This is a genomic window from Bacteroides faecalis (assembly GCF_003865075.1).
GTDB lineage: Bacteria > Bacteroidota > Bacteroidia > Bacteroidales > Bacteroidaceae > Bacteroides > Bacteroides faecalis.
This window is the reverse complement of the sequence record NZ_BHWB01000017.1, coordinates 1-16,942: the sequence shown is the minus strand read 5'-3', so window position 1 is coordinate 16,942 and position 16,942 is coordinate 1. Positions and strand designations below refer to the sequence as shown.

General features: G+C 39.2%; 15 protein-coding genes and 1 pseudogene. 6 read left to right on the top strand and 10 right to left on the bottom strand.

Annotation, left to right across the window (positions count from 1 at the left end):
• Positions 1–106: 106 nt before the first annotated feature.
• From EJF25_RS19950 to EJF25_RS19935, 4 genes are all read right to left on the bottom strand, one after another.
• Complete coding sequence (locus tag EJF25_RS19950) at positions 107–610, bottom strand: GDYXXLXY domain-containing protein (RefSeq protein ID WP_125042422.1); 504 nt, start codon at positions 608–610, stop codon at positions 107–109.
• The gene (locus EJF25_RS19945; RefSeq protein ID WP_125042421.1) at positions 597–1,556 is read right to left on the bottom strand and encodes a DUF4401 domain-containing protein; all 960 of its coding nucleotides are present in this window, start codon (positions 1,554–1,556) and stop codon (positions 597–599) included. Before EJF25_RS19945 ends, EJF25_RS19950 begins: the two co-directional genes overlap by 14 nt.
• On the bottom strand, positions 1,543–2,460 hold the full coding sequence (locus EJF25_RS19940; RefSeq protein WP_125042420.1) for a DUF2157 domain-containing protein: 918 nt from the start codon (positions 2,458–2,460) through the stop codon (positions 1,543–1,545). Before EJF25_RS19940 ends, EJF25_RS19945 begins: the two co-directional genes overlap by 14 nt.
• Positions 2,461–2,608: 148 nt before the next feature.
• Positions 2,609–4,348: a thiamine pyrophosphate-dependent enzyme gene (locus EJF25_RS19935; RefSeq protein WP_125042419.1), complete on the bottom strand. Its 1,740-nt coding sequence runs from the start codon at positions 4,346–4,348 to the stop codon at positions 2,609–2,611.
• Positions 4,349–4,584: 236 nt separating this feature from the next.
• Here EJF25_RS19935 and EJF25_RS19930 point away from each other — a divergent pair, with 236 nt between their 5' ends.
• The 6 genes from EJF25_RS19930 to EJF25_RS19905 all read left to right on the top strand — a co-directional run bounded on the left by EJF25_RS19930 (position 4,585) and on the right by EJF25_RS19905 (position 10,234).
• A complete protein-coding gene (locus EJF25_RS19930) occupies positions 4,585–4,803 on the top strand; it encodes a winged helix-turn-helix domain-containing protein (RefSeq protein WP_125042418.1) in 219 nt (72 codons plus the stop codon).
• Between the two features lie 60 nt (positions 4,804–4,863).
• Positions 4,864–5,877 (top strand): threonine aldolase family protein, encoded by a 1,014-nt coding sequence (locus EJF25_RS19925; protein ID WP_125042417.1) that lies wholly within the window; start codon positions 4,864–4,866, stop codon positions 5,875–5,877.
• A gap of 98 nt (positions 5,878–5,975) precedes the next feature.
• Positions 5,976–7,166 carry a BamA/TamA family outer membrane protein gene (locus EJF25_RS19920; protein ID WP_125042416.1) on the top strand — a complete coding sequence of 397 codons (1,191 nt, stop codon included), beginning with the start codon at positions 5,976–5,978 and terminating at the stop codon, positions 7,164–7,166.
• A complete protein-coding gene (locus EJF25_RS19915) occupies positions 7,153–8,856 on the top strand; it encodes a phosphoethanolamine transferase family protein (RefSeq protein ID WP_125042415.1) in 1,704 nt (567 codons plus the stop codon). The genes EJF25_RS19920 and EJF25_RS19915 overlap by 14 nt, the downstream gene beginning before the upstream one ends.
• 83 nt (positions 8,857–8,939) lie before the next feature.
• Positions 8,940–9,905, top strand: coding sequence for a DnaJ C-terminal domain-containing protein (locus EJF25_RS19910; RefSeq protein WP_125042414.1), 966 nt, complete (start codon positions 8,940–8,942; stop codon positions 9,903–9,905).
• 14 nt (positions 9,906–9,919) lie between these two features.
• Complete coding sequence (locus EJF25_RS19905) at positions 9,920–10,234, top strand: chaperone modulator CbpM (RefSeq protein ID WP_200832947.1); 315 nt, start codon at positions 9,920–9,922, stop codon at positions 10,232–10,234.
• Between the two features lie 112 nt (positions 10,235–10,346).
• Here the strand turns inward: EJF25_RS19905 and msrC are convergent, their stop codons facing one another.
• From msrC to EJF25_RS19875, 6 genes and pseudogenes are all read right to left on the bottom strand, one after another.
• Positions 10,347–10,817: a free L-methionine (R)-S-oxide reductase MsrC gene (msrC, locus tag EJF25_RS19900; protein ID WP_125042412.1), complete on the bottom strand. Its 471-nt coding sequence runs from the start codon at positions 10,815–10,817 to the stop codon at positions 10,347–10,349.
• A gap of 303 nt (positions 10,818–11,120) precedes the next feature.
• On the bottom strand, positions 11,121–12,827 hold the full coding sequence (locus EJF25_RS19895) for an acyl-CoA dehydrogenase family protein (protein WP_125042411.1): 1,707 nt from the start codon (positions 12,825–12,827) through the stop codon (positions 11,121–11,123).
• A gap of 6 nt (positions 12,828–12,833) precedes the next feature.
• Complete coding sequence (locus EJF25_RS19890; protein ID WP_125042410.1) at positions 12,834–13,853, bottom strand: electron transfer flavoprotein subunit alpha/FixB family protein; 1,020 nt, start codon at positions 13,851–13,853, stop codon at positions 12,834–12,836.
• Between the two features lie 47 nt (positions 13,854–13,900).
• On the bottom strand, positions 13,901–14,773 hold the full coding sequence (locus EJF25_RS19885) for an electron transfer flavoprotein subunit beta/FixA family protein (protein WP_125042409.1): 873 nt from the start codon (positions 14,771–14,773) through the stop codon (positions 13,901–13,903).
• 401 nt (positions 14,774–15,174) lie between these two features.
• Positions 15,175–15,741: a cupin domain-containing protein gene (locus tag EJF25_RS19880; RefSeq protein WP_125042408.1), complete on the bottom strand. Its 567-nt coding sequence runs from the start codon at positions 15,739–15,741 to the stop codon at positions 15,175–15,177.
• A 184-nt stretch (positions 15,742–15,925) separates the two neighbouring features.
• Positions 15,926–16,558, bottom strand: a pseudogene (locus EJF25_RS19875) (HU family DNA-binding protein).
• Positions 16,559–16,942 lie beyond the last annotated feature (384 nt).

Genomic DNA, 16,942 nt, shown 5'->3' with positions numbered 1-16,942 from the left:
GGTATATGGTTAGGATGGTGACATTATCCTGACCATATACCGTCAGTCTTTTATAATGATGTTGTGGCTATCTGTGGATAGGTAATCGTGCTTTTTTGATGGATAACTATTTATCCGGCTCCGGCTGAATCAGCTGAAATTTCTCGTTGTACAATCCGATCAGTAAGCTTTCTCCTTTTCCGTCTACTTTCAATCCTCCATAAACGGCGTTTTCATAGACATCGGCTTGTCCTTCTTCAAAAAAGAAAGATTCTGCTCCGAAGAATAACTGGGAATCAACTACTTTATATTTGATAGCCAGCTCATTTTCTGATATAGGCTCCAGATTTTCTTGCAGGCGAATGACTTGTCCCACTTGGTTACTGTCTGTTTTCAGAATAGCGTATCCATGTGTCGGTGTATTCTCCTGTAACAGTCCCGATCTTGCTTCCTGGTAACTGAGCCGCATATAATCTCCTTGCATCAGGGAACGGGGATCGACCGGAGCTAGTTGCAATAACACCAGTTGCCCGTTTTCCAGTATCTTTTCCTTCTGATAAATAGACCAATTGAAATAACCCAATAGAAGGATTAGGTTTGCGATAATCAGTATCCGGCTATATTTTTTCATGTTTCGTTCTTTTTTGGGTGAAGTAATACCAAGCTACTAGTAAAGCAACTCCTGTGAAGAAGAGAGTGATTGACTTCAGGAGTAGATTTAGATTCAAATCATAATAGTATTTCGAAATAGCATAGATGAATAGCAAGAGTGCGGTGGCACACTCAGTCCGGTAGCCATAATAGAAACAAATCAGGATGAGAAGCAGACTACCTGACAGATAGGGAGCAAACAGGGTAGGCAGGCAGATGATGAGGCAAAGAGCATAAACTCCTGCTTGTTTGGCTATCGGCTTTATTTCCATCACTTCCATAATTTTGCGGACAATGATAAAAAATCCTATCCAAATGGCAACAGATGATATCCAGAAAAAGTCGATATCGATCATCCGGGAACAGATGGATAATATGACTAATGATGCAACGCAGGAGACAAATAATCCAGCATGAAACGGTCTGTATTTGGCAAGGTGATTCTTAAATACGAGAGAGACTTTTGTTTCGTATATATTTGTCAGAAGAAAAGCTGCTAATATAAGTATCATACCTATTTGCAATAGTGCCCATGAGAAAGTTAGCTGGGCTATTTCTCCAAGGAATGCAAAAGCGAACAGGATAATTGAGAGGAAGGGGAGGATGAAATTTTTCGAGAATAGGAAGGTAAGGACACTGATTATCATCAGAGTGATAAAAAGGAGTACCAAGTTTTGGAATAGGCCGTAGCCTAATAGCATAGTTCCAGCTACATAGAGGGTGATGTTCATGGCGTCTAGAAAAGAAGCTGTAGAACTTCGGTTGATAAACAGTGTAGCAACTATTAGTATTACTCCTGTTATCATTGCAGATAGTTCCGTATCAATAATTGAGGATACAAACATAAAGCCTAGTAAGAATATAGCAGTCAGGATTCCTCCTATGATTGACAGGGCTTGGATTGTCAGGCTATTATTTTGTGCCATACCATTTCTTTTTTAAGTTGAGTACTGTATATATAAGTAGGGTAGTTCCGGTAATAACTATAAGTCCACTCAGAAAAAATAGTGCTGATTCACTATATAAATTACTGCGGATTATAAATAGGAATAATAAAATCATCAGTATGGCAAAAGGGATGGCAGAGAGATAGAACAGATTCTTCTGTTTCCAGCCAAAACATAGTCCGATTGGGAATAGAAGGAGAGCGCTGATTAAAGGAAAGATGATCATGTTTTCGCTGTTGTCTATGGCAATGATTATTTGATAACTGGCATGGATGATGGTGGCTACGGATAATAGTCGGATAAACCAGTCATTATGTGCTCCTAGTTTTCCTTTCATTTTCATCCATTCGGCCAGTATTGTAGCCAAAGCGCATATCCATGTAACGGCATTGGTCAGTAGGGCTACTTCGAGAATCTGATTGGGAACTATTTGCAGGGCATATAGCCATAAGGTGACACAAAATAATCCCAGAAAGGTGAACCAAAGTGGTGCGAAACGGATGGCGATTGCCCAAAGGAGTGTAAAAAGTGTCCATCCTAGAAAAAGATCGTACGCATTAGCTCCTGTTTGATAGATTTGCCCGAATACGGCAAAAAGAGTACCTATAAGAAATGTAGCTCCAGTAAGTAAGATCTGTTTAATGAGTATATTCCATCGGGTAAAAACAGCCAGTAAGACAGAGACTGTTAATAGCACTTCTATGATTCCCAATTTAGCAAATTTGGATAAAGCATCCCAGTTATAGGCAAAGAAAAAAATAATACCTGCTATAGTGAAGCCAGTGCCGGCAGCTAGTAAAAAGATGGAAAGAAGTTGATTCCATTCTTTTTTATTTGCGTACATCGATTGGCGGAAGGGGGATGAAAAGTCCGGTTTTTCCATGTGTTTCTCTTTTTGATGATTATACAAACATAAGAAAATAAAATGATTTTATGCAAAGAAGCATGTAAAAAGGTATAATCTACTTGATGGTAAATGAAACATCAGGCAAACTATACCTTAATTAAACAAATGGTAAATCGCTTCTCCTTTAAAATACTTCTCTGATATGTTTATAATTTGAATTAATCGTATCAATGACTTCTTGTGTCCGTCCGTTAATCAGTAGCTTATACATCGATTGTGCAAAACCGACCATTTGCCCTAATTCAATTTTAGGAGGCATAGCAAGTGCGTTCGGGTCTGTCATAATATTGATCAGTACCGGACCGTCAATTTCGAAAGCATTATATAAAGTAGTTAATACTTCTTCCGGATCACTAACATTGAACCCTGTCATTCCCATTGCTTCTGCCACTTGTGCAAAGTTTGGATTCAGCATATCTGTTTGCCAGTCCGGTAGGCCATCTACTTCCATCTCTAATTTGACCATACCCAAAGAGCGGTTATTGAATACAATGATTTTGATAGGTAATTTATATTGGACAACAGTTTGCAAGTCTCCTAATGTCATTGATAATCCACCGTCTCCACATAATGCTATAACCTGTCGTTCGGGGCAAGCTAAAGCTGCTCCAATAGCTTGTGGCAGAGCATTTGCCATAGAACCATGATTGAATGAACCCAACATATGACGTTTACCCGTTGCCTGTAAGTAACGTGCTCCCCATACACAAGTCATTCCTGTGTCTACAGTGAATATTGCGTCATCCGAAGCCAGTTTATCAATCTCTGACATCACATATTCCGGATGAATCTTATTAATTTCTCCTTTATCTTTTGTGTAGGCAGCTAAATCTTTTTTTACTCCTTCATACCGCTTTAGCTGTTTTACAAGGAATGAATCGTTGGTTTTAGGGTTTAGCATACGTAATAATGCCTGGATAGTCATTTTAACATCTCCACAAAGCCCGATTGCTAATTTGGCACGACGCCCCAGACGTTCAGGTTTGATATCAATCTGTACTATTTTGATGTCATCGGGAAGGAAAGCTGAGTAAGGGAAGTCAGTACCTAACATCACAAGTACTTCAGCCTCATGCATACTGTAATATCCTGAAGGCATTCCCAATAATCCTGTCATTCCCACCTCATAGGGATTTTCGTATTGTACATCCATTTTCCCTTTGAAAGTATATGCAACTGGTGCGTTCAACTTTTCGGAAAGAGCAATCACTTCTTCATGTGCACCCCGACAGCCGATACCACAGAAAAGAGTGATTTTCTCATGTTTATTTAGTAAATCGGCTAATTGTGCCAAATCTTCCTCCGCAGGACAAATTTCAGATTTTGTGGGATAAGCATGGGTGGAAGAGTCTACAGAGACGGAAGAAGCTTTAGCCAAATCTCCGGGAAGTCCGATCACTGAAACTCCTTTACGCGTAATGGCTGTTTGTATAGCCGATTGAAGCATACGGGGAAATTGTTTTGGGGTAGTTGCTACTTCATTGTAATAACTGCAATCATTGAATAGTTTGATTGTATTGGTCTCTTGGAAATATTCGGTTCCAAATTCATTGGTGGGAATTGTTGAGGCAATAGCAATAACAGGTGCACCTGATCGTTGTGCGTCATAAAGCCCATTAATCAGATGGACATGTCCAGGTCCACTGCTTCCGGCACAACATCCTGGGCGACCTGTAAGCTGTGCCTCTGCTCCTGCGGCGTAAGCTCCGGTTTCTTCGTGCCGAACGTGTATCCACTTTATCTTATCGTTTTTCCTAACTGCTTCATTTACTTCATTCAAACTGTCTCCGGTAACTGCGTAAATTCGTTCTATACCGGTAGCTGCTAATGTTTCAATCAGCTGATCTGCTATTTTCTTTGCCATATCTTTATTGATTATTGATGGATAATTGGAATAATAACAGATGTTTATTAAGAAAAGTTCAACTTTAACGTATGCTGGTGAACCTATTTTGCGAAAGTAGAACACTGTTTTTGTGTTAAAAGGAGTTTTGTAACAGTATTTTAGTAAAAACGAATAAACAATTGCAATATCAATTGGTTATTTTTACAGGTGAAATTGTAACTTAATGTTTTAACCTATAAAATTTTTAGTGTAAAATGGATAAAAAAGAAATTGGACTGAATGCAGGTAAGGTTTGGCAGTTGTTAAGTAATAATGAGAAATGGGGCTATGGAGTTCTGAAAAGAAAGTCTGGGCTAAAAGATAAGGAATTAGGTGCCGCCTTAGGCTGGTTGTCCAGAGAAAATAAAATAGAGTTTGACCAATGTAATGATGAACTATATGTTTATCTCTGCGTGAATGTTTATATAGGATAAAAGAAGCATATCTGAAAATAATTCTGTTACTTTGCATTCCGATTAAAAAGCGAAGTAACAATGAGAAGTTTTGCCTCTGATAATAATTCCGGAGTACACCCGATGGTAATGGATGCACTGAACCGGGCGAATGTGGACCATGCATTGGGTTATGGTGATGACAAATGGACAGAAGAAGCTGTCCGCAAGATAAAGGAAGTTTTCACTTCCGATTGTGAACCGTTGTTTGTTTTTAATGGGACAGGTAGTAATGTGGTTGCATTACAGTTAATGACTCGTCCGTATCATTCTATTTTCTGTGCTGAAACTGCCCATATTTATGTAGACGAATGTGGTTCTCCAGTAAAGATGACAGGTTGTCAGATTCGTCCTATCATAACAGTTGATGGAAAACTGACTCCTGAACTCATGCAACCTTATCTTCATGGTTTCGGTGATCAACATCATTCACAACCCAAAGCTCTTTATATATCTCAATGTACTGAACTCGGAACAATTTATACTCCTGAAGAATTAAAACGGCTGACGGACTTTGCCCATCTGAATGGTATGTATGTCCATATGGATGGAGCAAGAATAGCGAATGCCTGTGCTGCACTGAATCTTTCTCTTCGAGAATTGACCGTAGATTGTGGAGTGGATGTTCTTAGTTTTGGTGGCACTAAGAATGGTTTGATGATGGGTGAGTGTGTTATTGTGTTTAATAAGGATTTGCATCGGGATGCTCGTTTTATTCGGAAACAGTCAGCGCAATTGGCTTCAAAGATGCGTTATCTTTCTTGCCAGTTTACTGCATATCTGACTGATGACCTTTGGTTAAAAAATGCAACTCATGCTAATGCTATGGCAGCAAAACTTTATCAGGAATTGAAGAAGTGTCCGGATGTTATTTTTACGCAAAAAGCTGAAAGTAATCAGTTGTTCCTGACAATGCCCCGCCCTCTTATTGACCGAATGTTACAATCTTACTTTTTCTATTTCTGGAATGAAGAAAAGAATGAAATTCGTCTGGTGACATCTTATGATACAACTGACGAAGATGTGGCTGAATTTATACGACTTTTTAAACGTTAAAAGAGAAAAATAGAACAACAAAAGCCTTTGTAATCGTGTTTTAATAAAAAGTTTAGAATTAACTTTGTCCCGGACTTTCCTTCTTCTTATTATTATATATGAACACTAGGCTGAACAGATATATATTTTTAGTGCTGCTATTATTCAAACAAACGACTTTAAGCGCACAAATAAATTCTACTCCATTAGAACAACCGATAGACTCTGTTGTATCTGTTGCCGATTCTATTCCGGTTAGTCGGAGCTTTTTTAAAAAATTTCTTGATTACTTCAATGATGCCAATAAAGAAAAGAAAGATAAGAAGTTTGACTTTAGTGTGATAGGTGGTCCTCATTATTCCAGTGATACCAAGTTTGGTTTGGGGTTGGTAGCCGCAGGTTTGTACCGTACTGACCGGAATGATACAATTTTACCTCCTTCCAATATTTCTCTTTACGGAGATGTCTCTACAGTTGGTTTTTATCTGTTAGGGATACGGGGGAATCATTTGTTTCCTCAAGAGAAATATCGCTTGAATTATAATCTTTATTTTTATTCATTTCCCAGTTTTTATTGGGGACAAGGATATGATAATGGAGCAAATCCGGACAACAAGAGTGACTATAAACGTTTTCAGGCTCAGGTGAAAGCAGACTTTATGATCCGTATTGCCAAGAATCTGTATGTGGGACCAATGGCAGTATTTGACTATATTGACGGGCATGATTTTGAAAAGCCGGAACTCTGGGAAGGGATGGCAGCGCGGACGACTAATGTTAGTTTGGGTTTTTCTTTACTTTATGATTCACGTGATTTCCTGACTAATGCTTATCGAGGATATTATTTAAGAATTGACCAACGGTTTAGTCCGTCATTTTTGGGTAATAAATACGCTTTTAGTAGTACCGAATTGACTACCAGTTATTACCATACGGTATGGAAAGGTGGAGTATTAGCTGGACAGTTCCACGCTTTATTGAATTATGGTAATCCTCCTTGGGGACTAATGGCAACTTTGGGAAGCTCTTATTCAATGCGTGGCTATTATGAAGGACGTTATCGTGATAAGTGTGCGATGGACGCTCAAATAGAACTCCGGCAGCACGTGTGGAAAAGGAATGGGGTGGCTGTATGGGCAGGAGCGGGAACGATATTTCCTAAATTTTCTGGCTTCACCTCAAAACATATTCTTCCTAATTACGGCTTTGGTTATCGTTGGGAGTTTAAGAAAAGAGTAAATGTACGTTTGGATTTAGGTTTTGGTAAACACCAGACCGGATTTATTTTTAATATAAATGAAGCTTTTTAAGAATATAAAGAAATGGTTAGAAAACCAGGAACACCTATTTTATATGTTCTTGGTTATATTGATAGTACCTAACGTTGTTCTCTGTTTTACAGAGCCGTTACCGTTGATGGCAAAAGTGTGCAATGTGTTATTGCCTTTTGCTTGTTATTATCTGTTGATGACTTTATCCCGGAATTGTGGGAAAATGTTATGGATTTTGTTCTTATTTGTTTTTTTCGGAGCTTTTCAGATCGTATTGCTTTACTTATTCGGTCAGTCGATTATCGCTGTCGATATGTTTCTGAATTTGGTAACAACCAATTCTAGTGAGGCACTGGAATTACTTGATAATCTGATTCCTGCTGTTATTATAGTGTTTGTTCTTTATGTTCCGGCATTGGTGTTGGGTATGATTTTAATCATTAAGAAACGAAGGCTTTCTTTGGAATTTATACGTAGGGAACGGAAAAGGGCTTTTATAGTTTTGGGTATTTCACTTATTAGTCTTGTGGGAGCTTATATACAAGATTCCCGTTATGAACCGAAATCAGATTTGTATCCGGTGAATGTGTGCTATAATGTAGCATTAGCCATTCAACGGAATGCATTAACTCAAAGTTATCATGAGACATCAAAAGATTTCTCATTTCACGCTCGGAGTACACATCCGGAGAATGAACGAGAAGTGTATGTTATGGTAGTAGGTGAAACCTCCCGTACCTTGAATTGGCAACTATACGGATATGAAAGGGAGACGAATCCGAAGCTGTCAAAGCAGTCGGGGCTAATTGCTTTTCCAAAAGTGCTGACAGAATCGAATACTACCCACAAAAGTGTACCAATGCTGTTATCAAATATAACAGCCTGTAACTATGATTCCATTTATCATCAGAAAGGAATCATAACCGCTTTTAAAGAGGCAGGTTTTCAAACTGCTTTTTTCTCTAATCAACGTTATAACCGTTCTTTTATTGATTTCTTCGGAATGGAAGCTGATACCTCTGATTTTATTAAAGAGGATTCCGTTAGCTTAACGTATAATCCTTCTGATGACGAATTGTTGAAGTTGGTAGAGCAGGAATTAGCCAAAGGGGTGAATAAACAGTTTATTGTACTCCATACGTATGGCTCACATTTCAATTATCGCGAACGCTATCCATCAGAGAGTGCCTATTTTACTCCGGATTATCCTGCTGATGCAGAACGAAAGTATAGGGATAATTTAATAAATGCGTATGATAATTCGATTCGTTATACGGATGGCTTTCTGGCACGACTGATTGGTCTGTTAGAAAAGCAGCAAGTGAATGCGGCCATGATCTATACTTCCGATCATGGGGAAGATATTTTTGATGATTCCCGCCATTTGTTTTTGCACGCTTCACCTGTTCCTTCTTATTATCAACTTCATGTACCTTTTCTAGTCTGGATGTCCGAAAGTTATCGGACAACATATCCGGAACATTGGGAAGGGCTTACAAAGAATCAGAATGAAAACGTTTCTTCCAGCAGTTCTTTCTTCCCTACAATGTTGTATTTAGGAGGAGTGGAGACTGCTTATCGGGATGATTCGCAATCAGTGGCGAGTCCACTTTATACGATGAAACCGAGGGTATATCTGAACGATCACAATGAACCTCGTCCTTTGGATGATTTGGGTATGAAAAAGCAGGACTTCCGGATGTTGGAACAGAAGGATATTAACTACTGATAAATTGTGCTAAAATAGACATCAAAAAGACCTGTTGGTGTGTTATTTGCGGTATGAATAATAAACGATTAAATTCATAAAACATGGCTTATATAGATTATTATCAGATTCTTGGGGTGGATAAGAGTGCTTCTCAGGATGATATTAAGAAGGCCTACCGCAAGTTAGCCAGGAAGTATCATCCTGACCTGAATCCTAATGACCCAAGTGCAAAGGATAAGTTTCAGCAAATCAATGAAGCCAATGAAGTACTAAGCGATCCGGAAAAACGTAAGAAATACGATGAGTATGGCGAACATTGGAAACATGCTGATGAGTTTGAAGCACAGAAGAAGGCACGACAACAAGCGGGAGGCTTTGGTGGTGGACATGGCTTTGGCGGATTCGGTGGTGCCGGACAAGGTTTCACTGATGGTGATGGAAGCTATTGGTATTCGTCTGGTGGTGATGGCTTTTCTGGTGGTAATGCCAGTGGATTCTCCGACTTCTTTGAATCGATGTTTGGGCAACGGGGCAGAGGGCAAGGTAGTAATGCCGGATTCCGTGGACGGGACTTCAATGCTGAACTTCATCTAGCGCTTCGTGATGCGGCTCAAACTCATAAACAGATTTTGACCGTTAATGGAAAACAAGTGCGTATTACTATTCCTGCCGGTGTAGCCGATGGACAAGTCATTAAACTGAAAGGTTACGGTGGTGAAGGTGTCAATGGCGGACCTGCAGGAGATCTGTACATCACATTTGTGATTGCCGAAGATCCTGTATTCAAACGGTTGGGAGATGACCTGTATGTTGATGTGGAGGTAGACCTTTACACAGCCGTATTAGGTGGTGAAAAACTGATTGGTACATTGGATGGAAAGGTGAAATTAAAGATTAAACCGGAAACTCAGAATGGAACGAAAGTTCGTTTGAAAGGTAAAGGATTTCCGGTCTATAAGAAAGAAGGACAGTTTGGTGACTTGATTGTGACCTATTCTGTTAAGATTCCTACAAACTTGACAGATAAACAGAAAGAATTGTTCCGTCAATTACAGAGTATGAACTAAAATGAATGAGCACTATGCAGACCGAATTAATTATTGTCAGTGAATACTGTCACAAATGTCATATTGAGCCTTCATTTATAGATTTGTTGGAAGAAGGTGGTTTGATTGAAGTACGTGCCGAAGGTGGCGAGCATTATCTGCTCGTGTCACAACTTCCTGAAGTGGAGCGTTATAGTCGGATGTATTATGACTTGTCCATTAATATGGAAGGTATTGACGCTATTCATCACTTGCTGGAAAGAATGGAAGATATGAGACGTGAACTAGATTCACTTCATAAACAACTTTTGCTGTATCGAGGACGTGAAATCGAAGATATGGATTGGTGATAAAATGAAGCCTCTGTTTGATAGAAACGGAGGTTCTATTTATAGTAAACAGAGGCTCTGATTCATTTGAATGGAACCTCTGTTTTTTTGTATTTGTTCTTGTACCCGTTAATTAGTTGATGTATGTACATATTTCTTCCAAATAGCGTGCATCTGTTTCATCGAAACTATTTAGCTTATTACTATCGATATCGAGTACTCCAATGACCTTTCCTTCCTTGATAATCGGTATTACTATTTCTGATTTGGATTCGGAACTACAAGCAATGTGGCCGGGGAATTGGTCTACGTCAGGTACAATTAGTGTACGGACTTCTTTCCAAGCAGTACCACAGACTCCTTTGCCGTAACGGATGCGTGTACAAGCTATAGGACCTTGAAAGGGACCAAGTACAAGTTCATCTTCTTTTATCATATAAAAGCCTACCCAGAAGAAATCGAAAGTCTGTTTTAACCCGGCTGCCATGTTTGCGAGGTTAGCTACTCTATCTGTTTCCGTACTCACTAACGAATATAGTTGTGGAAGTAATTCCCGGTATTTCTCTTCTTTACTTCCTGTATTGATGAATAAATTTTCTGCCATATTCTTAATTTACTTCTTTTTACGGTTAAGGATATCTTTATTTAGATATTTGGACCATAGATAAAATCGTATTATTTTTCTTCACACAAAAGTAAAGAATAATAGTGAAACATGATAGAAATAGAAAGGTATATTTTACTCTGTAGCAACTATGCTCGTGCTATACACAATCATTAATTTTCAATTAGTGTTCTATCTGTTGATTTTTGGTTAGAGACTATTTGGTTCCTACTGGAAAAGGGATATAAAAAAGCATCCGCTTCATAAGAAGGGATGCTTTTTAGATTGTTTATCTATTTTCGATTATTTCTTGTAGAAAGCTAGTTCTTCCTGATCGAAGTTTTTGATAAAGTTGTCATGTTTCTCTATTTCTGCTTCAGCATAGTTCAAATATACGTGTGCAGATTTAGTAAATAATTCCGGTGCTTTACTTGCATCTTGGATTAATAAGTGGCACATAATACAGTCTGCCGCCATTTCCATAAGTCTGCGAGCAGTGAAGTCAAGTAATTCCTGATTTTGAGTTCCTTTTACGAGATTGGTGCAAGCTTCAAATTTGTCAGCCATCTTTTTCAGACGAGACATTAACGGTTCCATCTCCGGTGAACAAGGAATAGCCTCAAATTCGCGGATCGTTGAAATATAAGAACCATTTGTCACGTAACGGATAGCGGCAACTGTCTGTAACTGAGTTGTACCTTCATAGATACTTGTAATACGTGCATCACGATAAATGCGTTGGCAAGCATATTCCATCATGAAACCTGAACCACCATGAATTTGGATACAGTCGTATCCGTTTTGATTGGCATATTCCGAGTTCATACCTTTTGCTAATGGAGTAAAGCTATCAGCCAATTTTGCATATTTCTTCTGTTCCTGGCGTTCTTCCGGAGTAAGTTTGCGTTCGCGGGCAATGTCGTCTAATGCTTTGTAGATATCTACATAGCGGGCTGTTTGATACAATAGTGCACGTCCTGCATCCAATTTACCTTTCATGATAGCAAGCATATCATATACAGCCGGGAATTCAATAATTGCTTTGCCAAACTGTTTACGGTCTTTAGCATAAGCTAATCCTTCGTTATATGCAGCTTGGCTCAGACCTACAGATTGTGCGGCAATACCCAAACGTGCACCGTTCATCAGTGCCATAACGTATTTGATCAAACCGAGTTTGCGATCACCACAAAGTTCAGCTTTTGCATTCTTATATACTAATTCGCAAGTAGGAGATCCATGGATACCGAGTTTGTTTTCGATACGACGAACATCTACACCACCTTGCCGTTTATCATAGATGAACATAGACAGTCCACGACCATCTCTAGTTCCTTCTTCCGAACGTGCCAATACCAAATGAATGTCAGCGTCACCATTTGTGATAAAACGTTTTACACCGTTCAGCAGCCAGCAACCATCCTTTTCGCTATAAGTAGCTTTCAACATAACCGATTGAAGGTCAGACCCTGCATCCGGTTCTGTCAAGTCCATAGACATCGTTTCACCTTCACAAATACGTGGAATGAAACGGCTGTGCTGATCTGGATTACCGAATTCATACAATGTTTCGATACAGTCTTGCAAAGACCAGATATTTCCGAAACCGGCATCTGCAGCTGCTACAATTTCCGCACACATAGTATAAGGAGTAATCGGGAAGTTCAAGCCACCGAATTGACGGGGCATAGTCATACCGTTCAATCCTGCTTTTACCATAGCGTCCAAATTCTGCTTAGTTCCTGATGCATATTCTACACGGCCATTTGCACAATGAGGACCTTCTTCATCTACGCCTTCAGCATTGGGAGCAATGATTTCGCCAGTAATCTCTCCTGTGATTTCCAATACTTTATCATAAGAGTCTATAGCATCTTCGAAATCGATCGGAGCATAGTCAAATTCATCTTTATCTCTGTAATTGCGTTCTTTGAGTTCGCAAATACGTTTCATCATCGGATTGTTCAAGTGATACTTGAGTTCCGGTATTTCTGTATAAAAGTTAGCCATCTTTCCTTACTTGCTATTTTGTTTATAATACTTAATCATCTTCGGTACAACCTCTTCGACGGTCCCATTGATTACGTAATCAGCAATCGAATTGATCGGAGCATCCGGATCATTGTTGATAGAGATGATAATACCACTTTCCTGCATACCGGCGATATGCTGGATTTGTCCCGAGATACCACAAGCAATATAAAGTTTGGGGCGAACAGTAACACCAGTCTGCCCAATCTGACGGTCATGATCTGCAAAACCTGCATCAACGGCAGCACGACTGGCGCCTACTTCTGCATGAAGTTCTTTTGCAAGGTCGAACAGTAAATTAAAGTTTTCTTTAGAACCTACACCGTAACCACCAGATATGACAATTGGTGAACCTTTCAGATTGTTTTTGGCTTTCTCCACATGACGTTCGATCACTTTTACTACATAGTCTGTATCGGCTACATATTTCTTCACATCATGGCGAATCACTTCTCCATTGTAATTTGGCGAAAGGATCTCTTTTTTCATCACGCCTTCACGAACCGTTGCCATCTGTGGACGGTGTTCAGGATTGACAATGGTAGCAACGATATTACCGCCAAATGCCGGACGAATCTGATACAAGAGGTTTTTGTAAGTCTTACCTTCTTTTTTGTCTTCATGATCACCGATTTCCAATGAAGTGCAATCGGCAGTCAGACCACTGGTCAATGCAGAAGAAACACGTGGACCGAGGTCACGACCAATAACGGTAGCACCCATCAGACAAATTTGCGGTTGTTCTTCTTTGAAAAGATTCACCAGGATAGAAGTATGAGGAAGAGAAGTATAAGGATAAAGTCCTTCACCATCAAAAACATGGAGTTTATCTACTCCATAAGGAAGGATTTGTTTTTCGATATCTTTGAGGTTGGTTCCGGCAACCACTGCTTCGAGTTGGCAGTTTAGTTGGTTGGCTAACGAACGACCTTTGGTCAGAAGTTCCAGGCTAACGTCTGCGACAATGCCTTCTTCTATTTCGCAATATACAAATAAGTTATTCATATTATTAATGTTTTTTGGTAGTTAAGTAGTGGCACTACTTAATTACTTTATCCAATAGTGTGGTTAGCTAATAATTCAACAATTAAGTCTTCCACATCGCGGTCGCTGTCGCTGATGGTTTTGCTCTCTTTAGCCTGGAACACGATGTTCTGAATAGCTTTTACTTTGGTTGGTGAACCTGAAAGACCACATTGAACAAGATCTCCGTTTACATCGGATACACTCCATTCGGTCAGATTTAAGTAATCACGCTTGTCGTACAGGTCAGTGTAATCAAGATTACCTTGTTGCTTTTCCGTAACGGTCTTAGCATGTTTGTACTTCTGTACTAATTTTGCATTACGTGGACGGCAGGGAGTAGCAGAGCCATTTACAGTAATAACGATAGGTAGAGGGCCTTCTACAGTTTCCACACCACCGTCGATATGACGTTTCACTTTGATTTTACCTTCGCCTACTTCCAGAATTTCTTCTGCGTATGTAATTTGCGTCAAACCTAACTTCTCCGCTACTTGTGGACCTACTTGTGCAGTATCACCGTCAATAGCCTGACGTCCGCCGATAATAATATCGCATTCACCAATTTTACGGATAGCAGTAGCAAGTGCGTAAGAAGTAGCCAGTGTATCTGCACCGGCAAAAGCGCGGTCGGTTAGTAAATATCCATTATCTGCACCGCGGAAAAGTCCTTCACGAATAATATCGGCTGCACGTCCCGGTCCCATTGTCAGAATGGTAACGGTGGAGCCCGGATGAGCATCTTTCAGTCGAAGAGCTTGCTCAAGAGCATTCAGGTCTTCGGGATTGAAGATGGCAGGGAGTGCCGCACGGTTAATCGTTCCGTCGGCTTTCATGGCATCTTTCCCAACGTTACGTGTGTCGGGAACTTGTTTAGCCAATACAACAATTTTCAAACTCATGTTATTAATTTTAGTATTAGTACTTCTACAAGTTAGTAGCCAGTAGTCAAGTAGTAATGTCTTGCTATCAAAACTATCCGGTTAACTATCAGTGTGCAAATTTACGCAAACACTTGGTTCTGACAAGAAAACTGCATAAAAAATGCACATGTTTAAGGATTTTGAGCAAAAGAAAGGGGATTAAGCGGCTTGTTTCGAGACCTTCAAAATCATGATAGGATGTTATTATATTAGTAAAAATAGCGTTGGTGAACTTATGGAAATTTAGATGAGATTATTTAATAATATTTGAAAATTAGTATATTTGTGTGAATTTAAATAGCTCCCTCCTTAATAATGCAGAATCACTAAAGAATAGGGTAATAGGAGCTATCTTTTGTGGTTATGGATTGAATATAGGTTTATGGTTGCTTTACAGAAAACGGTGTTAGAGTGGCTCGCAATATTAGTCTTAGATAATACTGCTTCAATTGCTTTCTTGTCAATCCCATTATTTCTTTTTTGTAATCAGGATATTCGGAAAGTAATAAGTCTCTATTTGCCAACTCAAAGTCTTCATATTCGAATCCCGGTGCTACAGCACAACTAACCAAGGCAAACGTACTTGGCTCTTTCAATCGGGCAGCAAACCAAACTCCCGGTTCTATTGTCACTTGCAATACCCCACTGTCTTGATCAGATAATTCCCGACACACTAATCCCCCTTTCTCAAAGGAATATATCAATAGAGGTGCACCTTTATGAAAGAACCAACTCTCAGGTGACTTGATCCGATGAAAAGCTGAGAAATCATTTCTCTCTAATAAATAATGAATGGTTGTCATGACTCGTCGCTTGGCTCCCCATCCTTCCATTGATGCCCACTTCTCTGACCGATATGCCTCTCGATAGTAGCCGCCTTCCGGATGAGGTGTCATTTTCAGATGAGCAATCCAATATGCAGCGTGCTGTTTTTCATGGTTCTTCATAATGCTTTATATGTCTGGTTTACAAATGTATATACTATTAGTCTAATCTTATTTAAATTATTTGTATGCATACAATAGAAAAAAGGCGTTTTTCTCTATCAACCTATCACCATACTTCTGTATCCCTTTATTCATCGGGTTTACAAGAGGTGATAGGTTGTAAAGTAACCTATCACTTTCTCTATCACCTATCACCACTATCTTGTTGATTCCTTTTTATATAAACTCGGTGCGATCCTATCCCGTCAATCCCTATTCCGGAATCCGGTTGATGTGCCCATTGTCTCAATTCATTGGTAGCTGCGGTCTGTAACAAACCGGTTAGTCTTCGGTATTCCCGAACTGTCAGGAAAGCATGATTATCGAGATATTTTAGAGCTAATGCTAGTCGTTGTTCTGTGGTGTATTTTTGTGATGAACTTTGTCTTTTCCATGGTGCTCTCTCCAGATGGCATCTTGAATTAATGTTTCTTATCATTGTTCTATCTACCCGGAAGTTCACCTTTCCCACTACAATACTCTGTGCGTTACGGTGTTTACCTCCCTCTTCTGCATCTTCCCTCTCTTTACCTTCGCATAGAGTGAGGGACGGAGTGAATGTTCCTATTCCATCTATTTCACAGAATATCCATTTGCCATTAGATATGCCATTTCTATAGATGCCTGAAGAAATATTCCCTCTATGTCTCCGGCACTGAATCCGCTGACATCTTCAATTCTCTTTGCCAATTCTTTAGTACTCATATTTTCTATCCGGGCAAACTTCGGATAAGTTAACTTTTTTGCCCGTCTTATGTATATCGGGCATCTCTTCCATAATTATCGTGCCATACTATCTGTATCTTAAGTATTAATAAATATCTCCTGTTGTATTAAAGAAAAACTTTCTTGCATCTAATAGAAAACTTCGTCTCTCCTAATAGGAAAGTTTTTCTCCCTTAAAAGTAAATTATAAATGCAAGTTCTGTTTTTATAAATGCAAGTTGCGTTTATATAATTGCAACTTGCGTTTATATAATCAAAACTTGCAATTATAGATTAGTATTAAGCAAAGGTAAGTTTTCTATTTGAGAAAAGAAAGTTTTCTACTAGAGAAGAGTAACTTTTCTATTATATATAGATAACGCAATAAGTAGTATAGTAGCAGTTTTTACATTAAATGCTATGAAAGTCAAAGTGTAAGTAACTTCACTGCTGTCCC